A 17,206-nucleotide genomic window follows, 5' to 3' on the forward strand; every position below is an offset into this window, starting at 1 on the left:
ATTCGGGACGGAGGCCGTTTGTCCGTCGGCACGGTCGCGAATTTGCGAACGACTTGTATTCGGGAAACATTTCCGCGGATTCGGACGGCCATGCGGGGACAAGTTTAGTCCTTGAGGCGGCGGCGCGCATAAACTATCGGAAGTCCTATCCTAGCTATCGAGGAGGAGTCCGATTGAACGTTATTCATAGAAAAACCTTTTTCGGCATGTTCGGGAGCGGCGCTTTTTCCGGAAAACCCCCGCTGTATACGGGAACGGACGTCGAGCCGCTGCTGGCTTTTTCGCGAACCTTCTTTCCGAAAACCGTCATCGAGATCGGCATCCAGCGGGGAGAGACGGCAAAATGCCTTCTCGACAACAGCCCGTGGATCCAAAACTATGTCGGCATCGACGTCGCGCCGAGCCACCGCACCGCGTTGCCGGTCCAGCAGAGCGAGGTTCCGAAGCAGCCCGGCGAGCTGGTCAAAAACGACCCTCGCGTCCGCCTGATCGTAAAGCCCAACGGATCGCGGGACGTGACGCCGGCGGAGCTGCCGGTCGCCGATTTGATTTATATCGACGGCGACCATTCGAAAACCGGCGTCCTTCAGGACACGGAGCTGGCCCGCAAGGTAATCCGGAAAGGCGGCATCATCTGCTGGCATGACTATGGGAACCCTGCCGTGCCCAGCGTGACGAAAGCGATCGATTTCCTGAACGGCAAAGGCGGCAACGCGATTTGTTTGATCGAAAAAGGTTTCTTATGCTTCGAATTTTGCCGGAACGGCAAATAGGCTTAGTCATTTCTTGATTATTTGCTTTTATAAATGGATTGACACTCCTCCTAATCGATAATATATAATAATAAACGATAAAAAAGAAAAACAAATCTACGATAAAACGTGAAGCTGGAGGGTTGCCGGGTGTCCGTATCCAATCCGATTTCCAAACCGGAGTATCCGCCCAAAGGGCTGGCGAACATGGAGCGCTTCGATTTGCTGCCGCTGCTGCGCGACGGCGTTCAGGTCCGGTACGAAGGAAGCATCGACAAGCAGGGATTTAACGCGGACTGGGACTGGTGGCTGTACCGGGACCGCGACGAATGGGTCATTTTCGACGTCGACGGGCCGGGCTGCATTTACAATTTCGTACAGCATCGATATCCGGAAAGCGAGGAGCCGACGTTCCGCTTCTACTTCGACGACGAGGAGACCCCCCGGTTTCAAATCCGGCATTCGGAATTCGGCGAAAAGTTTCCGTTCGTCAGGCCCCTCGCCGACGCTTACCTCGGGCCGGACGACAACGGCAGAGGACCGATCCGCGTCGTGCGCAGCTTCGTCCCGATGCCGTTCCGGAAATCGTGCAAGATTACGTCCGATCTACGGTTGAAAGGGGCAGCCAAAGGCGACGGCGGCTGGGGGCATGTCGTCTATCATTGTTACAGCACGCCCGACGGAATCGCGACGTTTACCGGCCGGGAAAGCTACGAGCGCTTGCTCGGGATGTGGAACCGCGTAGGCTCGGATCCGAAGCCGCCCGTCGAGTCGAAGGCGATCGTCCGCCGGGAGCTGGTTGTTGCGCCCGGTCAATCCGCAACCGTACTGGACGAGCTGGGGGCGGGCAGCGTCGTTTCCGTCCTTGCGGAGCCGGATGCGGGGCAGCCGTTCGACCCGCAAAACGTGTGGATCCGGGCGACCTGGGACGGCCATCCGACGCCCGATATCGAATGTCCGCTCGGCGTTTTTTTCGGGAACGAGCTCGGGATGCACGCGATCGGTCTGTTGTCGCACGGCCGGAAGCCGGACGGCGGGTATTACAACTTTTTCCCGATGCCGTACTGGAGAAGCGCCCGCATCGAGCTGGTCAACAAAGGGGAGACTTCCGCCTCGTTCGCCGGTTGGGAAACGACGGTCGCTTCGGAACAAGGCGGACTCTACCCCGAAGGCAGCGCCGGTTATTTTCGTTCGACTCCTTATTATGCTTCGCGGGCGACCTCCGGGTCCGACAGCATCATCGGCGACATCGCCGGAAGGGGCCATCTTGTCGCGGGTCAAATTACCGCCTTTGCCCGGCGGCCGGGCCAGATCAGCTGCGAGGGCGACGTGCGCGTCCATATCGACGGAATCGCGACGCCGCAGGTCGAGAGCGACGGCTCGGAAAGCTGGATTTGTTACGGGTGGGGGTTTCCGACGCCTCCGGAGATGAATCCGTCGAGCGGGTATGACGGGCTTCCGGACAATCCGTGGTCGATGGTCAGGCTGTGCAGCGGGGACTGGTACCCGTTCCGGACCGGCCTGAGATTCGGAATCGAATCGGGGGAATTCAACAATCAATACATCCGGCATTCCGGCGCGCTGTTTTATTACGGGGTCGACGAGCCCGGCATGGCGCTCACGGACGAGGTCGACATCGGCAACAAAGCGTCCGAGGGAATCCACGGCTACCGCTCGGCGGGAAGCCGCGGCTACTACGTGCTGGAATCGAGCTACGAGGGGGACGACGACGATCGGCTTGTCTCGGACACGGGGCACGAGGTCGAAGGCTGGAGCGAATTCGTCGCTTCGATCGCGCCGGAGAACAAGGGGGTCCGGCTGCGCCGAAGGTCCGACCAAATCACGGGCAGGCAGAAAGCCAACGTTTACATAGACGGCGTTCTCGTCAAGGAGAGAAGCTGGTATTACGCCGACCGCAACCCGTACAAGCGCTGGCTGGAGGACGAGTTCGAAATTCCCGGCGCCTATACGCAGGGGAAAAGCGAAATCGCCGTTCGCCTGGAATATGTTCAGGCCGGCGAGACGCGGGCCTGGAACGAGTTTTATTATTGGGTGTATTCGCTCGTTTGAGGGCGGAAGCCGGGAACGGGGGACGATGCAGGCAGGCAATCCGGGACATCTTGCGCCGCAAAGCGGGATGTCCTTATTTTTTTCGGAAAAATAAGGTATAGTAGTCGAAAAGACCGGTCGAGGAGCTGAAGCTGTGAAAACGACGATCCGGGAGCGGCTGCTGGAGCTGGCGGACGAAAACTACCGAACCTTTTCGGCGTCGCTCATCCCGAATATCGGGAACGTGCTGGGCGTGCGGCTGCCCGAGCTGCGCAAGCTGGCCAAGGCGATCGCCAAAGGGGATTGGCGGTCGTATCTCGCCTCCGCGGACAACGACTATTTCGAGGAAACGATGCTGCAAGGCATGGTCATCGGCTATGCGAAAACCGGCGTCGAGGAGCGGCTTCGGCTGGTGGCCGATTTTGTTCCGAAAATCGACAACTGGTCCATATGCGACAGCTTTTGCGTCGGGTTAAAGTTCGCGGGCGCGAACAAGCCTCGCGTATGGGAGTTTTTGCAGCCGTATTTGCGGTCCGATCGGGAATTCGAAATCCGCTTCGGCGTCGTGATGCTGCTCGATTACTTCGTTGACGAACGTCATATCGGCGACGCGCTGCAGCGGCTCGCCCATATCCGCCACGAGGGCTACTACGCGAGAATGGCGGTGGCCTGGGCGCTGGCGGAATGCTATGCGAAGTTTCCCGAGTTGACGATGAGCTGCCTGGAAGCCGGGGAGCTGGACGACTTCACCTACAACAAGGCGCTGCAAAAAATCGTCGAGTCCAACCGGGTCGACGCGGAATCGAAGCGTATCGTCCGGGCGATGAAGCAAAAAGCCGTCAAGGCTCGAAGCCTTCGCGGCGGATAAGAATCCGATCCCCCGGAAACGCCGTTTTCAGCCTTTCGACCGCGATCCGGGAAGGTCGGGACCGCACCTCCGTTCAAGGCCGAGACGTTCGCATCGTTCGCGGATGCCCGTCCGCGCCGTTGGCGCAAGCCGCCCGAGAGGATTACAATAGAAAGGGGCAAAAAACGCCGAAACGGCGGGAACAAACCGGAGGTGCGCCGCATGATCATCGAAAAAATATCGCTATGGGACGACGCGGACTACGTGCAATTGCATGCTTATGTCCTGAACAACTCGCCGGAATTCCAGGCGGACCGAAAACGGCCGGCCGTTGTCATCTGTCCCGGGGGCGCCTACTTGCGCACGTCCGACCGCGAAGCGGAGCCGGTCGCGCTGCGGTTCGCCGCCCAGGGCTACCATGCGTTCGTCCTTCGCTATACGACTTATTTCAACAAAAGGATAAGCGATTTCGCCGAGCTGCCGCAGGGCAATCCCCGTTCGGCGCTGCCGCAGCCGTTGTTCGATCTCGTCAAGGCCATCCTGACGATCAAGGAACGGGCCGACGAATGGCTCGTCGACGCGGACCGGATCGCCGTCTGCGGATTTTCGGCGGGAGGCCATTTGGCGGCGAGCCTCGGCGTCTACTGGCACGAGTCCTTTTTGCGGGAAAAATTCGGCGGGGACGCCTCGCGCTGGCGGCCGAACGCGCTCGTTCTCGGCTACCCGCTAACGGATTACCCGGCGCTGCTCTCCGGGATGAACGAGGCGGACGAGACGACGAAAAGCGTGTGGGAGCTCGCCGGCCTCGCCTCGTTCGGAACGTCCGAGCCGGACGAACGATTGCTGGATCGCTGGAGCCCGGCGCTGCACGTGTCGGAGCGGACGCCGCCCGCTTTCATTTGGCATACGGCGGACGACGGGCTCGTGTACGTTTCGAACGCGCTGAATTTCGCCGCGGCGATGAGCCGGCACAAGGTGCCGTTCGAGCTGCACGTGTTCGAAAGCGGCGTGCATGGACTCGCACTCGCCGATGAAACCTCGGCGGGCGGAAGCGCCCATATCAATCCCGCCGTTCAGCCGTGGGTCGACCTGGCGATGCGGTGGCTGAGAAAGAGGTTCGAATAGACGACTAGCGTCTGAAAGAGGAGCCTATGTTGGATTTTTTCCAACGGGCGGAATGAAAAACGAGGAAAAGCGGATCTAGAGTGGATTTTATCCAACGAGGAACGGGCATATCGGCTGAAACGGACGAAATGGCCCTGCTCGGTTGGACAAAATCCAACGAAGACCGAGCGTTTCGCGAAATTGCCGGTTTTGATTGGACAAAATCCAACGAAGCCCTGTCGGACAACACCGAAGTCCCTTCGGACAACACCGAAGTCCCTTCGGACAACACCGAAGTCCCTTCGGACAACACCGAAGTCCCTTCGGACAACACCGAAGTCCCTTCGGACAACACCGAAGTCCCTTCGGACAACACCAAGCTCCCTCGGGTTCCGCCGCATCGCGCTCATCGAGAGGTTGAAAAATTAGAAAAAAACCACAAATAACACATATCATAAACCTTACATAATAAGGGGAAATCTCAGAAAATTCTTTCCCTTCGACATTTTGTGCGTGAACATTATTGACATTGATTTTCGGGTTGATTATACTACAACTAAATTCAACACAATTGAATAAGCAGTTCGTATAACCCTGATAATCGGTTCGGGGGCTCTACTAGGATCCGTAAAAACCTAACTACGAACGCAATGTCCTGGAATGTGGACGTTGCGCTCGCGGCTAGGTTTTTTTGTTGTCCGTTTTTGGCGACTCGGGCGTTTTCGCTCCGATGCTCGCGGGCAACGGAATCAAAGGAGCGGGGTGCTTATGTAAGGAAACGTATCGCGAAAAAGGGCTTTTTGCAGAACGGAACCGAAATCCACAAGGAGATGGAAATGGCGACTCTACTCATCAAAAACGCGCGCAACATCATTACGATGGATGCGGAACGCAGCACCCACCCGGGAGGAAGCCTGTTCGCGGACGGTCAGGAAATCAAGGCGATCGGCCGGGACATTCCTTACGAGGATGCGGATACGGTGATCGACGCGACGGGGAAAATCGTATACCCGGGCCTCGTCAACACGCATCATCACCTCTACCAGACGTTTACGCGCAATATCCCGCGGGCGCAGGACGTCGAGCTGTTCGACTGGCTGATCACGCTGTACGACATCTGGCGCCACATGCGTCCGGAGGATGTCTACCTGAGCGCCATGGTCGGCCTCGGCGAGCTGCTGAAAACCGGTTGCACGACCGCTTCCGATCATTTTTACTGCTTTCCGAACGCGATAACCGGCGAACTGATCGACGAGGAAATTCGCGCGGCGGGGGAGCTGGGCATCCGGTTTTTCCCGACAAGGGGCTCCATGGATTTGGGAAAATCGCAGGGAGGCCTGCCGCCCGACGAAGTGACCCAGAAGATGGACGTCATTCTGAAAGACACGCAGCGCGTGATCGCGACGTATCACGACGCCTCGAAGTTTTCGATGCTGCGCGTCGGGGTCGCGCCGTGCTCGCCGTTTTCGGTGTCCGAGGATCTGCTGCGGGAATCGGCGGCGCTCGCCCGAAGCTACGGCGTCCGGCTGCACACCCATCTGGCCGAGACGAAGGACGAAGAACAATTTTGCCTGCAAAGCAAAGGGCTCCGTCCGCTGGAATACATGGAGAAAACCGGCTGGACGGGAAGCGACGTCTGGTATGCGCACGGCATCCATTTCGATCGGGACGAAATTCACCGCATGGGCTTGTGCGGCTGCGGCGTCGCGCATTGTCCGAGCAGCAACATGAAGCTGTCGTCCGGCGTTTTTCCGCTGATGGACATGCTGAAAGCCGGCGTGAACGTCGGGCTCGGAGTGGACGGCTCCGCCTCCAACGATTCCTCGAATTTGCTGGGCGAGGTCCGGCAAGCCTATCTGCTGCACAAGCTGAACTCCGGCAATAACGGTCCGACCGCGGAACAAAGCCTATGGCTCGGAACGGTGGGATCGTCGAGGGTGCTGGGGTGGGAAGACGCGATCGGCTCGCTCGAAGTCGGCAAGGCCGCGGATTTGTTCATGATCGACTCCGGCCGGCTTGACTTCGCGGGGGCGCTGTTCGACGACACCGCTTTGCCGGTCGTAACCGGAATCGGGCAAAACGTCGACACGACCGTCGTCGGAGGAAAAGTCGTCGTCAAGGACGGAAAGCTCGTCAACATCGACGAACGCCGGCTCGCCGCCGCCGCGCAAAGCGCCGCCGCCCGCATGGTGGAGGTTGCGGCCAGGCATTCCGGCGTGAATTATTACAAGCCGTTCAAAAATTAATCCGTTTTTAAAAAACATGCAGACCAGAAGGAGGACTTTACCCATGAAATTAAAACTGAAAATTGCAAATACTCTGTTGATTTCGGCGATGGCTTTTTCTCTTGCGGCTTGCGGTTCGAACGGCAACGCCGGCTCGGGCGCTTCTTCCGAAGCGAGCGGCGGCGCCGGCCCGTCCGCCTCGGCGAGTCCGTCGAGCCCGGGCAGCGGCGGCGAGCCCGTCAAGGTCGGATTGCTGACGGGAACGGCCGGTCTCGGGGACAAATCGTTCAACGATTTGGCGAACGAAGGCGCACAAAGCGCGGCCACGGATTTCGGCATCGACCTGAAGGTCGTCGAGCCGGGCGATCTGGCGGCGGCGGAAGGGCTGCTGCGCGATCTCGCGAAGGCCGGCAACGAGCTGATTTTCGCCGTCGGCTTCGATATGGTCGAGCCGCTGACGGCGGTGGCAAACGAATATCCGGACAAAAAATTCGCCGTCATCGACGCGGCGGTCGATCTGCCGAATGTTCGCTCTCTGATGTTCAAAGAGCATGAAGGCTCGTTCCTCGTCGGCGCGCTCGCCGCCATGATGACGGAAACGAACAAGATCGGCACGATTCCGGCGATGGACGTGCCGTTCCTGAATCGGTTTACGGCCGCGTACGAGCAAGGCGCCAAATACGTCAATCCGGACATCGAAGTGCTGAACCAGCCGATCGGCTCGGACAACAGCGCGTTCAACGACCCCGGCAAAATGAAAAACATCGCGCTCAGCATGTACTCGCAAAACGTCGACATCATTTACCCGGTCGCGGGCGGCTCCGGAACCGGACTGTTCGAAGCGGCGAAAGAGCAGAACAAATACGCGTTCGGCATCAACTCCGACCAGGACGACATGGCCCAAGGCCTTGTCCTCACCTCGATGCTCAAGCGCGTGGATACCGCCGTTTACGACACGATCAGCCGTTTCGTCGGCGGCCATTTCGAAGCCGGCCTGCAGGAATACGGTCTGAGCAACAACGGCATCGGCCTTACCGAGATGAAGTATACGAAGGACATCATCGGTTCCGAGAACATCGGCAAGCTTAGCGAAATCCAGCAAAACATCATGACCGGAGAGATCGAAGTCATCGACATCACGGCGCAATAAGCTGAAGGAGTCGAGGAACGATGAACCACGCCTTGGCGATTCAAGGGTTGAAAAAGCATTTCGGCAGCGTCAAAGCGAACGACGGCATCGACATAACCGTCGGGCAGGGGGAAATTCATGCGATTTGCGGCGAGAACGGCGCCGGCAAATCGACGCTGGTGAAGCAGCTCGGCGGGCTGCTCCGGCCCGACGAGGGAGAAATCCGGCTGTACGGCGAAAAGGTCGAATTCGGTTCGGCCAAGGAAGCGATCGACAAAGGCGTCGGCATTTTGCACCAGCATTTCATGCTTGTCGAAGCGTTTACCGCGCTGGAAAACATTTTGCTCGGCGCCGAGCCGCAGGCTTTGCTGCGCTTGAAAAAGAAACAGGGCCGGGAGGCCGTGCGGGACATCTGCCGCAGCTATCGACTCGATCTGGATTTGAACGCCGAGGTGTCGAAGCTTTCCGTCGGCGTGCAGCAGCGCATCGAAATCGTCAAAATTTTGTACAAGCGGGCGCGCATCATCGTGCTGGACGAGCCTACCGCCGTTCTGACCCCGCAGGAAACCGAGAGTTTATTCGCCATCATGCGCGATTTGAAGCGCGACGGCTGCTCGGTCGTCTTTATCTCCCACAAACTGAAAGAGGTGCTGGAAGTCGCGGACCGGGTCACCGTCATCCGCGACGGCCGCTCCGTCGGGACATGGAATATCGGCGAAGTCGACGAACGAAGCCTCGCTTCCAGCATGGTCGGAAGAGACGTGCTGCTTGAAGCGGCGAAAGAGCCGGAAGCGGATGCGGGCAAGCCGATCCTCGAACTGCGGGAGATAACGGTAAGGACGAAGGCGTTCGAGCAAGGTGTCGACGGGGTTTCGCTTACGATCCGGGAAGGCGAAATTTTCGGCATTATCGGCATTGCGGGCAACGGGCAGGAAGCGCTGGTCGAAGGCATTTTGGGGATTCGGAAAATGACGGGCGGCCAGTTGATGCTGGATGGGGTAGAGCGGACCAACCGGCTGCCGACCGATTTCCGGCGCTTGTCGATCGGCTTCATCGCGTCGGATCGGCTGAAGGAGGGACTCATCACCGAATTTTCGGTTCGCGACAACGCCTATTTGGGCTATCATCGCAGCCGCCTGCTGCGCAAAGGGATGTTTTTATCGGCCGGACGCATTCGGGAATGGACGCGCGGCATCGTCGAGGGCTATCGGGTCAAAACGCCTTCGGACGAGGCGCGAATGACGAGCCTGTCGGGCGGCAATCAGCAGAAGCTCATCATCGGGCGCGAGCTCGTCACGCAGCCGAAGCTGATCGTCGCCGTGCAGCCGACGCGCGGCGTCGATATCGGCTCGATCGAGTACATTTACGAAAACCTGCTGCGGCAGCGAAAGCGCGGCGCGGCCGTGCTGCTCGTCTCCCAGGAGCTCGAGGAAGTGCTGTCCCTGTCCGATCGGATCGGCGTGCTGTGCGGCGGCCGGCTGATCGGCTTCGGCAAGCCCTCCGACTTCACGAAGGAGCAGATCGGCTTGATGATGGCGGGCATATCCGCAGACAACGAAAAGGAGGGACGCGCCCATGGGTAAACATTGGCCGGGCAAGCTGCTGCGGGAGACGGTTCCGTCGGTCGTCGCCGTGGCGATCGCTCTGCTGCTCGGGGCGGCGATCATCGCGGCGATCGGCGTCAATCCCTGGGAAGCGTACAAAGCTTTGTTCCAAGGGGCGCTCGGCGACGCGTCCGCCATGTCGGATACGCTGGAGCGCGCGACCCCCTATATCATCGGAGGCCTGGCTTTCGCCCTGGCCTCCAAGGCGGGGATGTTCAACATCGGCATCGAAGGCCAGATGTACGTCGGGGCGCTTGCGGCGGCGATCGTCGGCTTCAGCTTTCACGGCCTGCCGGCTTTTGTCCATGTGACGCTGTGCGTGTTGGCGGGGATGCTGGGGGGAATGCTGTGGACGGTCGCGCCGGGACTACTCAAAGTCCGGGTCGGCGTCAACGAAGTCATTTCCACGGTCATGATGAACTACGTCGCGTATGCGTTGACCGGCTATTTGACCGTACACTGGTTTCTGGAACCGGGCGCGGTCGCGCAAACGCCGAAAATCGACGAATCGGCGGCGCTCGCCTTTTTAAATCCGCCGTCGAAGCTGAACGCGGGCCTTTTCGTCGCGGTTGCCTGCGCCGTGCTCCTCTACGTGTTTCTGTACCGGACGCCGTGGGGGTACAGCCTCCGGGTAAACGGCATAAACGGCATCGCCGCGCGATTTGCCGGCATCGACAGCAAAAAAGTGCTGCTGATCTCGATCATGGTCAGCGGGGCGCTGGCGGGCCTGATGGGAGCGGAGCGGACGCTCGGCGTCTACCAGCGTTTCATGCAAAACTTTTCGAACGGCTACGGCTTTACCGTCATCGCCGTCGCTCTGCTCGGCCGCAATCATCCGCTCGGCGTCCTTCCGGCCGCGCTGCTGTTCGGCATTTTGGAAAACGGGGCCTCCTCTATGTCGCTGATGGTCGACGTCCCGCGGGAATTCGGCCCGATTTTGCAGGCGCTCATCATCGTCGTCATCGCCTCGGCGCAATTCCTCGGAAAGCTCGCGCTGCGCAGGAAAGGGGGGCGCGCGCTTGGATAGCTTTTTGTCGGCGAATATTTTGGTGCTCACGCTGTCCATTGCGACGCCGCTGTTTATCGCGGCGATCGGGGGCTTGCTGAACGAGCGCGTCGGCGTCGTCAACGTCGGGCTTGAGGGCATCATGCTGTCCGGCGCGTTCGTCGCCGTGCTGGCGACCTATTACACGCACAATCCGTGGATCGGCGTGCTCGCTTCCGTCGCCACGGGGCTGCTGCTCGGAGCGCTGCATGCCGTCGTCAGCATCGCGTTTCGTTCCGACCATGTCATCAGCGGCGTCGCGATCAACATTTTGGCCACGAGCCTGACCGTGTTTCTGCTCGAAATGATTTTCGGCAACAAAGGCCAGTCGCCGACGGTCGAGTCGATCGGGACGCTGGGCAATCGGCTGGAAGGCGTGCCGATTATAGGACCGGTTTTTCACAATATGAGCTACCTGACGCTGATCGGCTTCGGCATCGCGGCCGCGGTTCACTTCTTTTTGCGCCATACGAAAATCGGGCTGCGGTTCCGCTCCGTCGGGGAAAATCCGGCCGCCGCCGAATCGCTGGGCGTTCCGGTCATGCGGTACAAATACCTCGGGGTTATCGTCGGCTGCGCGCTGGTGGGACTGGCCGGAGCGTATTTGTCGATCGGCATGCTGAACGTGTTTACCAAAAACATGTCGGCCGGCCGCGGCTATATCGCGCTTGCGGTGCTTGTCTTCGGGCGCTGGTCGCCGATCGGCTCGCTGCTCGCCTCGCTGTTTTTCGGCTATGTCATGGCGCTGCAAATCAGCATGCAGGGCTTCAGCGTTCCGTCGCAGGTCATCGAATCGATTCCGTACGTCGCCACGCTGATCGTCCTCATTTTCACGTACAAAAACGCCAAAGCCCCGGCCGCCGTCGGGAAGCATTTTACCAAACTGCATTGAAAGCGGGGAATCGAAGGTGTCGAACATTTTGGACAAAGCGGAAACGACGCTCGGCCGGAAGCAGTATCACATCAAGCTGTCGCCCGGCGATATCGGCGAATACGTCATGCTCCCGGGCGATCCGGCCCGCAGCGACATGGTCGCCAAATATTTGGACGACGCGGAGCTTGTGGCGAATAACCGCGAGCACCGTACGTTTACAGGTTTTTATAAAGGGGTTAAAATTTCGGTAACATCCACCGGCATGGGCTGTCCGTCGACCGCCATCGCCGTGGAGGAGCTCGCCAACATCGGGGGCAAAACGTTCGTGCGCATCGGGAGCTCGGCGGCCGTTCAGCCGGGAATCGCGATCGGGGACCTGCTCGTGACGACGGGCGCGATGAAAAACGAAGGCACGTCGCGTTTTTACGTGCCCGACGTCTTCCCGGCCGTGCCCGATTACGAGCTGAACGATCTGCTCATCCGGACGGCGCGCGAGCTGAGCGCGGAGTTCGACTACAAGGTGCACGTCGGCATCAGCGCGACGGACGACGCCTTCTACGGCGAAACGCGGGAATGGATCGAGAAGCTGAGCAAGCTCGGCGTGCAAAACATCGAGATGGAGGCGTCCGCGCTGTTCACGATCGCGCATTTGCGCAAGCTGCGCGCGGCGTGCATCTGCGGCGTATCCGGCAATCTCGTGACCGGCGAGGTCATTTACGAGTCGACGAACGACAAGCTCGTCGAAGCGTGGGACAAGGAAATCAAGGTCGTTCTGGAGACGTTTTACCGGTTGGAGCAGCTGAAGCTGCAAGGGGCGCTGCTCGAAAAGGAAGAGACGGCACGCATCGCGGAGGGGACGCCCTAACTTGGGCTATGATTGAAACCTTCGCGGCGCCGTCGTTGACCATTTGCGAAAAGGAGGCGTTTGCGCCATGAGGGATGTAACGCGTTTGCTGATCGATGCCGATACCGGCATCGACGATTCGATCGCGATTTTGCATGCGCTCAAATCGAAGGACATTCGCGTCGAAGGGATTACGACCGGCTTCGGGAACACGGACGTGAAGCAGGCGACGGACAATACGCTTCGGCTTATTCGGCTTGCGGCTCCGGGCTATGAAGTGCCCGTCGCCGCCGGGGCGGCCGGACCGCTCAGCCGGAAATGGGACGGAGCGGTCGTGGAGGTGCACGGGCGCAACGGCATCGGCGACGCCGAGCTTCCGGCTTCCGGGCAGCGGGAGCTGGCGGAATCGGCAGCGGATTTCATCGTGCGCAAGGCCAATGAATGCCCGGGCGAGCTGACGCTCGTGACGCTGGGGAGACTGACGAATCTGGCGCTGGCGCTGGAGAAGGATCCGTCCATTTGCGGCAAATTCAAAGAGGTCGTCATGATGGGCGGGACGGTGTTCGCGCCCGGCAACGTAACGCCCGCGTGCGAAGCGAATTTCGCCGGCGATCCGGAGGCGGCCGCGCGCGTCTTCGCGGCGGATTTCGCCCTGACGGCCGTCGGGCTCGACGTCACGACGAAGACGAAGCTGACGGTCGGCCATCTCGATCGGCTGGCCCGGTACGCGCGGCCGGAAAACAAAGCGCTAATCGATTACCTGCAAACGGCGCTCAGCTATTATTTCGCGTTCTATCAACAGGTCGACCGCTGGATCGGCGCGTGTCCGGTCCACGATCCGCTCGCGCTGCTCGTGGCGGTCGATCCGAGCCTCGTGACGATGCGCACGATGAAGGCGGCGATCGAATGCGGCGGGGAGCACACCGCGGGGATGGTCGTCGCCGACCGCCGGGGGACCCCGTCCGTCGGCCGGAATGTCCGCTTCTGCGTGGATGTCGACGCGGACCGGGCGCTCGACCGGCTTCTGGCGGCGTTTTTGTAGTGTTCCTTGCAGGCGCTGCTGCGGGGGGCTGGCGTAGATGCTGCTTTTGGCGCTGCAGGTGTTAGTATAGTGCTGTTACAGTGCTAGTGCAGGTGCTTCAGGTGTTTCAGGTGTTTCAGGTGTTTCAGGGGCGCCGAATTTACTTTGCGGAAAAGAGCTGTTCCACCGGCAGGCAACACTGCCGGGTGGGACGGCTTTTTTTACGTTAGCGGCATGGCAGCACAGGCTGCCCATGCAGCAGGCCTCCTGCATGGACGGGACGGCTCGAGAAGTTGTTCAGGCAGCCCGCTGCCGCTTAAGCATGCTTCTGGAGTCCCTCCGAATTTAGAGGTTGCAATTGGGCCGAAAGTCTCAAATTTTGTTGTTATATGGGAAGAATATAGGTAATATAGACATGTTTTAAGTTTCATTTTGGCTTCCGGATTTGACGGAACATACGAAAATGCAAAACAGCTAGGGGAGGACATCGGCGATGACGACTTCCAGTCGGCTTTTCAAATCGATTTCGTATGGATATTTCGCCGGCTTGCCGTCGGGCTCCTGAATGACTTTGACAACGGGGCGTTGAACGAAGGAGGGGTCGACCGCTTCGATGACCGCTATTTGCCCGCTGTTGAGCAGCACCCGGCTTCCGAGCGGATAGATGGAAACGTGGCGCACAAACAATTGCACGAACGAAAGATCGAAAAGCCGGTCTCCCGACCCCAACAAAAATTCAATCGCGTCGCCCGGGGTAAAGGGATTCCGGTAGTGGCGCTTGGAGACGAGCGCGTCGTAAAGATCGGCGATCCCGATAATTTGCGGGAACTCGTGAAGTTCGTTTTTCCGGATTCGGAACGGGTATCCGGAACCGTCGAACCGTTCGTGATGCTGCAGGGCGCACGCTGCGGCCGCGCGGGGAAGATCGGAACGGGCGGCCAGCATCTGATGGCCGTCGATCGTATGGTATTCGATTCGCTCCCTTTCCGCCGCAGTCAGTCGTCCGGCTTTCCTGTACAGCCGGTCGGGAACGTTCAGCATGCCGATGTCGAACAGCAGGGAAGAAACGAACAGATCGTAAAGTTGCTGCTCGGAATAACGGTTCGCGAATCCGACGATCGTCGCAAAGACGGACACGTGCATCGTATGCTCGAACAAGAACGGATCCTTCTGGTGAAGCCGAACCAGCTGGCTCATGATATAGGGATGCCCTGCTGCCTCGTCAAGCAGCTTCCGATAAAGACCGGAAAAACGATAACCAAGCGACGGGACGGACAACCGCTTTTGAACCGATTGATTTTCCTTCAGATCGTTCATCGTTTTTTTCACGGCCATTCCGGAAGCCTCCATGCTTTGCCTGCGGGCAAACGGTTGCGGGTAAGGCTCGGGCGAACGGCCCGATGCCGGGGGAGCGGCCTCCTCCCGGCGGACGAAAATGTCCGAAATGCCGAGCTTTTTCAGCCGGCGGATGAACTGCTCGGTAAGCTCCGTTCCCGCGCTCAAGATCACCATTCCGTCTTTGTTCACGACCGATTTGGCCAACGTTTGGCCGGGAAGAGCGGTATGTGTCGCCGTTTGTTTCATGGACGAGACCCTGCCTTGTGCTGGAATTTAGTTCAGGTTTTGAATGCGATGAATCGCGGGCTCCGGAATTTTCAGGAATAAATCTACATAGGTACCGTCAAAATGCACGCTTTGCTGCCGATACAGCTCCTCCCGGGCTTCCCGGATCGATCTGACCCGGTTGTAGGAGCGGGGCTGAACCATCGCGTCGAAAGCGTCGGCCACCGCGCACATTCGCGCCCACTGGGGAATGCGCTCGCCGGCCAGCCCGTCGGGGTAACCGCCGCCGTCCCATCGTTCGTGGTGGGACCGAACGGTGTCGATCATCCGTCGGTCGCGCCAGCCGAGTTTGCGGACGAGCCGGATTCCAAGCACGGGATGGGCCTGGAGCATCGCGCGCTCTGCCTCGTCCAGCGCAAACGGCTTGGACAAAATCGCTTGCGGAACGAGCAGCTTGCCGACGTCGTGAAAACAGCACGCGAGCGTAAACCGGTGCCGGTCTTGCGCCGGCATGTCCAGTTCCTCGGCCATCGCGTGCGCCAGCATGCCTACCCGCAAGCTGTGCGAGAAGGTGACGGAATCAAATTGTCGGCCCAACGTCAAGAGGCCCGTGTTAAGCATGTTTCTCACGAAGACGATCACTTCCTGTTCTCAGATCGGCATTTGCGAAGTTCGAGCGGGGGATGTCGAACAATAATGATTGTTCGACATTTTTCTGCGTCTTTATACCTATTGATCAGCATTATATCCTACTTTGAGCTTCAAGACAATGCTTGCCCTAACATATTCTGCATGCTTTCGGCTACAAAATCCGGGGCGGTTTTTTTCATTAGCTCTACCGTATGTAAATATCTTTGCGTTGTATTGATTTGCGCATGGCCGAGCGTATGCTGAACCTGCTAAAGAGAAGCGCCGTTCAGCAGCGCAAGCGTCGCGTTCGTATGGCGAAGCCAGTGCGGCGTCACCCTCTTCTGAATTCCGCATTCCCGGCACGCTTTCCTTATGATCCGTTCCACTTGCCGGCCGGAGATCGGGAACACGCGCCGACTGTCGGCGGCCGCGTTCCGACAGAATTTCATGCGCTTCCGAACGAACATATCGTTATGCAGCTTCCAAAGCGAATCCGGCACCTTCACCCGCCTGCTTTTCCCTCCTTTCCCGTTGACGACGGTCAACCAGACGTTCGTTTCCGCCGGATCCGTCATAAAATCTTCCCATCGGATCTGGATCAGCTCCGACACGCGCAGTCCCAGAATCACCATATACAGCGTCATGATCCATCCCCTGACGTCCTTTTCCCGCAAATGCTGCAGCAGGCTTGTCAGTTCCCGTCGCGTCAAAAAATGATGGCCGCTCGTCACCTGGACTTTGGGCAAACGGATTCCGGACGCCGGGTTGAAAGCGAACAACGCGATGTTGGGAGAGCTCCCCCATTTGTAGAAAGCGCGAATAGGGGCGAGCAAACTTGCGACGGTCGAAGGCGACAGTTGCTTGCGAACCGCCGTTTCGGGCAGCAGCGACGCTTTATAGCGCTCCAGATCGTACCAGGTGACTTCTCCCAGCCTCTTGTCGCCGATAAAGGACCGGAATCGGGAAAGCGCCCGTCCGTAATTTCGGACGGTATTCGGGCGGTCGTATCTGGCAAGAAAACTTTGAATCACTTGCTCTTCGCTAAGTCCGGGCACTTGTTCCGGAATCTCGTGTCCCTTTGCTTCCACACTCACCGTTAACGGCCTCCTTTCGCCTTCGAACAATCATTATTGTTCGACATTTTCAGTTTACCCGATTTGCCCGCGGAATACTCGGCAGCGATCCGGAAGATTCTCGATGCTTGCCAAATTCCGCCGTTTAAGCTATATTGTTTTTAATTTCATATGACTGCGGGGGCTGGATGTAGTCCGGCTGAGATTGGAACCGTTATGTTCCTGACCGTTTAATCTGAACCAGGTAATGCTGGCGTAGAGAATGTATCGAATCTTAACCATTCGTGTATTTCTCGAATGGTTTTTTTGTTGTCCGGCTCTGCGGCCAGCTCCGAAAGGGGAGCGCAATCGAACGTGATCATCCGACATTCCATTCCGAATTCCGTCCGGAATTCGAACCCGGGTTTCGCCCGGAATCCCATCCGGAATAACACCCGGGGTCCCAT

At 58.8% G+C, this 17,206-nt stretch carries 16 protein-coding genes and 2 riboswitches; of the genes, 12 read left to right on the forward strand and 4 right to left on the reverse strand.

Annotated features, from left to right (window positions below):
* Positions 1 to 173: 173 nt before the first annotated feature.
* The 12 genes from B7E11_RS20030 (at position 174) to B7E11_RS20085 (ending at position 13,515) form a co-directional block, all read left to right on the forward strand.
* The gene (locus B7E11_RS20030; protein ID WP_080837982.1) at positions 174 to 773 is read left to right on the forward strand and encodes a class I SAM-dependent methyltransferase; all 600 of its coding nucleotides are present in this window, start codon (positions 174 to 176) and stop codon (positions 771 to 773) included.
* Between the two features lie 129 nt (positions 774 to 902).
* Positions 903 to 2,822, forward strand: a complete 1,920-nt coding sequence (locus tag B7E11_RS20035; protein ID WP_080837984.1) for a DUF2961 domain-containing protein — start codon at positions 903 to 905, stop codon at positions 2,820 to 2,822.
* A gap of 133 nt (positions 2,823 to 2,955) precedes the next feature.
* Positions 2,956 to 3,669: a DNA alkylation repair protein gene (locus B7E11_RS20040; RefSeq protein WP_080837987.1), complete on the forward strand. Its 714-nt coding sequence runs from the start codon at positions 2,956 to 2,958 to the stop codon at positions 3,667 to 3,669.
* Positions 3,670 to 3,870: 201 nt separating this feature from the next.
* Complete coding sequence (locus B7E11_RS20045) at positions 3,871 to 4,773, forward strand: alpha/beta hydrolase (RefSeq protein ID WP_080837990.1); 903 nt, start codon at positions 3,871 to 3,873, stop codon at positions 4,771 to 4,773.
* An 80-nt stretch (positions 4,774 to 4,853) separates the two neighbouring features.
* Positions 4,854 to 5,198 (forward strand): hypothetical protein, encoded by a 345-nt coding sequence (locus B7E11_RS20050; protein WP_080837994.1) that lies wholly within the window; start codon positions 4,854 to 4,856, stop codon positions 5,196 to 5,198.
* A gap of 118 nt (positions 5,199 to 5,316) precedes the next feature.
* A riboswitch (purine riboswitch) is annotated at positions 5,317 to 5,414 on the forward strand.
* 174 nt (positions 5,415 to 5,588) lie between these two features.
* On the forward strand, positions 5,589 to 6,998 hold the full coding sequence (locus tag B7E11_RS20055; RefSeq protein WP_080840908.1) for an 8-oxoguanine deaminase: 1,410 nt from the start codon (positions 5,589 to 5,591) through the stop codon (positions 6,996 to 6,998).
* A gap of 43 nt (positions 6,999 to 7,041) precedes the next feature.
* A complete protein-coding gene (locus tag B7E11_RS20060; RefSeq protein WP_176220832.1) occupies positions 7,042 to 8,127 on the forward strand; it encodes a BMP family lipoprotein in 1,086 nt (361 codons plus the stop codon).
* Between the two features lie 20 nt (positions 8,128 to 8,147).
* A complete protein-coding gene (locus B7E11_RS20065; protein ID WP_080838002.1) occupies positions 8,148 to 9,689 on the forward strand; it encodes an ABC transporter ATP-binding protein in 1,542 nt (513 codons plus the stop codon).
* Positions 9,682 to 10,737: an ABC transporter permease gene (locus B7E11_RS20070; protein ID WP_080838005.1), complete on the forward strand. Its 1,056-nt coding sequence runs from the start codon at positions 9,682 to 9,684 to the stop codon at positions 10,735 to 10,737. The genes B7E11_RS20065 and B7E11_RS20070 overlap by 8 nt, the downstream gene beginning before the upstream one ends.
* On the forward strand, positions 10,730 to 11,647 hold the full coding sequence (locus B7E11_RS20075; protein ID WP_080838006.1) for an ABC transporter permease: 918 nt from the start codon (positions 10,730 to 10,732) through the stop codon (positions 11,645 to 11,647). Before B7E11_RS20070 ends, B7E11_RS20075 begins: the two co-directional genes overlap by 8 nt.
* A gap of 16 nt (positions 11,648 to 11,663) precedes the next feature.
* Positions 11,664 to 12,494, forward strand: a complete 831-nt coding sequence (locus B7E11_RS20080; protein WP_213084146.1) for a nucleoside phosphorylase — start codon at positions 11,664 to 11,666, stop codon at positions 12,492 to 12,494.
* Between the two features lie 67 nt (positions 12,495 to 12,561).
* On the forward strand, positions 12,562 to 13,515 hold the full coding sequence (locus B7E11_RS20085; RefSeq protein ID WP_080838009.1) for a nucleoside hydrolase: 954 nt from the start codon (positions 12,562 to 12,564) through the stop codon (positions 13,513 to 13,515).
* Between the two features lie 75 nt (positions 13,516 to 13,590).
* Here B7E11_RS20085 and B7E11_RS29700 read toward each other — a convergent pair whose 3' ends face one another.
* The 4 genes from B7E11_RS29700 to B7E11_RS20100 all read right to left on the reverse strand — a co-directional run bounded on the left by B7E11_RS29700 (position 13,591) and on the right by B7E11_RS20100 (position 16,781).
* Positions 13,591 to 13,749: a hypothetical protein gene (locus B7E11_RS29700; protein ID WP_176220833.1), complete on the reverse strand. Its 159-nt coding sequence runs from the start codon at positions 13,747 to 13,749 to the stop codon at positions 13,591 to 13,593.
* A 219-nt stretch (positions 13,750 to 13,968) separates the two neighbouring features.
* The gene (locus B7E11_RS20090; RefSeq protein WP_080838011.1) at positions 13,969 to 15,078 is read right to left on the reverse strand and encodes an HD-GYP domain-containing protein; all 1,110 of its coding nucleotides are present in this window, start codon (positions 15,076 to 15,078) and stop codon (positions 13,969 to 13,971) included.
* A gap of 27 nt (positions 15,079 to 15,105) precedes the next feature.
* Positions 15,106 to 15,678 carry an HD-GYP domain-containing protein gene (locus tag B7E11_RS20095; RefSeq protein ID WP_240353856.1) on the reverse strand — a complete coding sequence of 191 codons (573 nt, stop codon included), beginning with the start codon at positions 15,676 to 15,678 and terminating at the stop codon, positions 15,106 to 15,108.
* 278 nt (positions 15,679 to 15,956) lie between these two features.
* A complete protein-coding gene (locus tag B7E11_RS20100; RefSeq protein WP_245809778.1) occupies positions 15,957 to 16,781 on the reverse strand; it encodes a tyrosine-type recombinase/integrase in 825 nt (274 codons plus the stop codon).
* Positions 16,782 to 16,927: 146 nt separating this feature from the next.
* Positions 16,928 to 17,039, forward strand: a riboswitch (TPP riboswitch).
* Positions 17,040 to 17,206: the final 167 nt, after the last annotated feature.

This window comes from Cohnella massiliensis (genome assembly GCF_900169535.1).
Taxonomy (GTDB): domain Bacteria; phylum Bacillota; class Bacilli; order Paenibacillales; family Paenibacillaceae; genus Cohnella; species Cohnella algarum.

Bases quoted from the DNA above. Each gene is read 5' to 3' on its own strand.
- B7E11_RS20070 (WP_080838005.1), top strand. From the start codon at position 9,682: ATGGGTAAACATTGGCCGGGCAAGCTGCTGCGGGAGACGGTTCCGTCG.
- B7E11_RS20085 (WP_080838009.1), top strand. From the start codon at position 12,562: ATGAGGGATGTAACGCGTTTGCTGATCGATGCCGATACCGGCATCGAC.
- B7E11_RS20095 (WP_240353856.1), bottom strand. From the start codon at position 15,678: ATGCTTAACACGGGCCTCTTGACGTTGGGCCGACAATTTGATTCCGTC.
- B7E11_RS20090 (WP_080838011.1), bottom strand. From the start codon at position 15,078: ATGAAACAAACGGCGACACATACCGCTCTTCCCGGCCAAACGTTGGCC.
- B7E11_RS20065 (WP_080838002.1), top strand. From the start codon at position 8,148: ATGAACCACGCCTTGGCGATTCAAGGGTTGAAAAAGCATTTCGGCAGC.
- B7E11_RS20045 (WP_080837990.1), top strand. From the start codon at position 3,871: ATGATCATCGAAAAAATATCGCTATGGGACGACGCGGACTACGTGCAA.
- B7E11_RS20055 (WP_080840908.1), top strand. From the start codon at position 5,589: ATGGCGACTCTACTCATCAAAAACGCGCGCAACATCATTACGATGGAT.
- B7E11_RS20060 (WP_176220832.1), top strand. From the start codon at position 7,042: ATGAAATTAAAACTGAAAATTGCAAATACTCTGTTGATTTCGGCGATG.
- B7E11_RS29700 (WP_176220833.1), bottom strand. From the start codon at position 13,749: ATGGGCAGCCTGTGCTGCCATGCCGCTAACGTAAAAAAAGCCGTCCCA.